General features: G+C 71.2%; 4 protein-coding genes. All 4 read right to left on the minus strand.

Features of this window, described 5'->3' with window-relative positions; genetic code table 11:
• Positions 1-255 (minus strand): hypothetical protein (locus HKK72_RS38605; protein WP_187239328.1); only part of this gene is annotated, 255 nt, incomplete at its 3' end.
• A gap of 65 nt (positions 256-320) precedes the next feature.
• Entirely contained in the window at positions 321-1118 is a 798-nt protein-coding gene (thiD, locus tag HKK72_RS38610) for a bifunctional hydroxymethylpyrimidine kinase/phosphomethylpyrimidine kinase (RefSeq protein WP_187239329.1), read from the minus strand.
• An 81-nt stretch (positions 1119-1199) separates the two neighbouring features.
• On the minus strand, positions 1200-1814 hold the full coding sequence (locus HKK72_RS38615) for a cellulose binding domain-containing protein (RefSeq protein WP_187239330.1): 615 nt from the start codon (positions 1812-1814) through the stop codon (positions 1200-1202).
• Positions 1815-1906: 92 nt separating this feature from the next.
• The coding region (locus tag HKK72_RS38620) for a thiamine-phosphate kinase (RefSeq protein WP_410050390.1) at positions 1907-2361 on the minus strand (455 nt) is incomplete at its 5' end.

Genomic DNA, 2361 nt, shown 5'->3' on the forward strand with positions numbered 1-2361 from the left:
GGCGATCACGCCGAACATGACCCCGGCCACCAGGATCAGCCCCCCGAGCGCGACGGCCGGCCCCTTGCCGCTGCGCTGCCGCTCAGCGGGCACCGCATCCTCAGCAGGCACCACGTCCACAGCGGGCACCGGGGCGTCACCGTGCCCGGACTGCTCCGCTCGCGCCCTCTCGCCGTCGTTCACGCCGGTTTCCTCCATGGTGAGCAGGCGCATGAACCGCACAAGACTCGCGTGCACGCCGGCAGCCGTGATCATGGAGCACCCGAGCGGCGACCGTCAACTCATTCCGACACAGTTGATCATTCCGAAACGGCAGCGGATCAACCGCGCCATCGCCACGCGTGATCCACGGGACCGATACCCGAACCCAGCGGGAAGCCACCCTCGATGGCCCCGGTGACGTACTCCTTGGCCAGGCCGACCGCCCCGAGCACGTCCTGGCCAAGCGCCAGATGAGCGGCGATGGCCGAGGCGAGCGTGCATCCCGTGCCGTGCGTGTGCAGATTGTCGTGCCTCGGGGCCGAGAACCGGTGCTCCCTGGTGCCGTCGAAGAGCAGATCCACCGGCTCCCCCGGCAGATGCCCGCCCTTGACCAGCACCCACTGCGGGCCGAGCGCCCAGACCGCCTCAGCGGCCTCCCGCAGCCCTGACTCATCGACGACCTTGACGCCCGTGAGCTGCTCGACCTCCCACAGGTTCGGCGTCACCACGGTGGCGACCGGCAGCAACGCCGTACGCACCGCGCCGACCGCGTCGGCGGCGAGCAGCGAGTCGCCGTGCTTGGACACCCCGACGGGATCGACGACGACGGGGGCGTCGACGTCCGCGAGGACCTCCGAGACCGTCTCGACCAGTGCCGCCGAGGCCAGCATGCCCGTCTTGATCGCCTGGGCGCCGATGTCGGTGAGCACCGAGTCGAGCTGGGCCCGTACGGCCTCGGCCGGCAGCTCCCAGTAGCCCTGGACGCCCACGGAGTTCTGCGCCGTCACCGCGGCGACGACGCTCATGCCGTGCACGCCGAGAGCCAGCATCGTCTTCAGATCCGCCTGGATGCCGGCACCGCCACCGGAGTCGGATCCGGCCACGGTGAGCACCCGCGGAGGGGTAGATCGCGCCATGCCAGCCAGCCTAGAACCCTCCACGACAGAAAATCCCGGGACCGCCCTCCGGAGGGCGCGTCCGCGATCTGGCCGCCCGGGTCAGTCGAGCGTGCAGGCGACCCCGTTGAACCGGCACGCCGACGGCTTGCTCGCGGCGCCCTCGGCGGTGAAGACCAGCTGGACGGAGCGGCCGGGGGCGATCGTCGGCGCGTGCGCGGGGTTCCGCACGGTGGCGGTCGCGCCCGGCTGGACCAGCACGACGTTCGTGGCGCCGACCACCTGGGCGTTCGGGATCCGGAACTTCAGGGTCCAGCCGTTGATCGGCTGCGTCCCGTGATTGGCGATCGTGGCCGTCGCCCGGAATCCCGTGGCCGACCGCGAGGTCGCCCGGAACGCGATGGTCACCGCACTCGTACGGTCGGAGCGACTGGTCCGGTCATCGAGCCTCGGCCGCGTGTTCGAGCTGTCCTGGGCCTGCGCCTGGGGCCGGTCCGCGACCGCCGGCGCCCCACCCGCGAAGTTGAGCGATATCTGCGACGTGCTCCACGCGGCCGCGACGACGCCGATGGCGCCGAGGCCCGCGATCGCCGGGAGCAGCGGCACCTTCGTGACCCAGCCCATGCGCTTGTCCTGACGCGGCTGTTCCGTGGCGGCATCCGCGAGGTCAGTGCCCTCGGGGTCTAGGTCATCCGCGAATTTGGTGTGTCGTCCCATCCCGTCCTCTTCGGTCCCAGGATGTATACCAAATCCATCCCAAGAGTGCCTACAAGACAAGCAACACCTGAACCGCGAACTACCCTATTTCACTACCGAAAATGATCCCATCCGCCGGTGCCGTACGCGCCGCCGCCGACGGTAAGGCCCTCCCCCTCCATCACCCGCCCGATCACGCTCCAGGTGCCGGGCAGGGCGATCTCGGGCGGGAAGGTCCCCGCGAACGCGTGATCCTCGCCCCCGGTCAGCACGTGGTGCAGCCCGCGCGCCCCGAGTACGGCGGGCACCGGGAGCAGCGCGGGGTCCAGATCGATCCGTACGCCGCTGGCCGCCGCTATGTGGCCGAGGTCCTGCACGAGACCGTCGCTGACGTCGAGCAGCGCCGTGGCGCCCAGCCGTACCGCCTCGGGCCCGGCGTCGTAGGGCGGCAGCGGACGGCGATGCGCGGCGATCAGCTCCTCCGGTTCCGTCCGGCCGGCAGAGAGCAGCTCCAGCCCCGCGGCGGCGAAGCCGAGCCGCCCTCTCACCGCCACCCGGTCGCCGGGGC

Source organism: Actinomadura sp. HBU206391 (genome assembly GCF_014323665.1).
Classification (GTDB): Bacteria; Actinomycetota; Actinomycetes; order Streptosporangiales; family Streptosporangiaceae; genus Actinomadura_C.

Bases quoted from the DNA above. Each gene is read 5' to 3' on its own strand.
- HKK72_RS38615 (WP_187239330.1), bottom strand. From the start codon at position 1,814: ATGGGACGACACACCAAATTCGCGGATGACCTAGACCCCGAGGGCACT.
- thiD (WP_187239329.1), bottom strand. From the start codon at position 1,118: ATGGCGCGATCTACCCCTCCGCGGGTGCTCACCGTGGCCGGATCCGAC.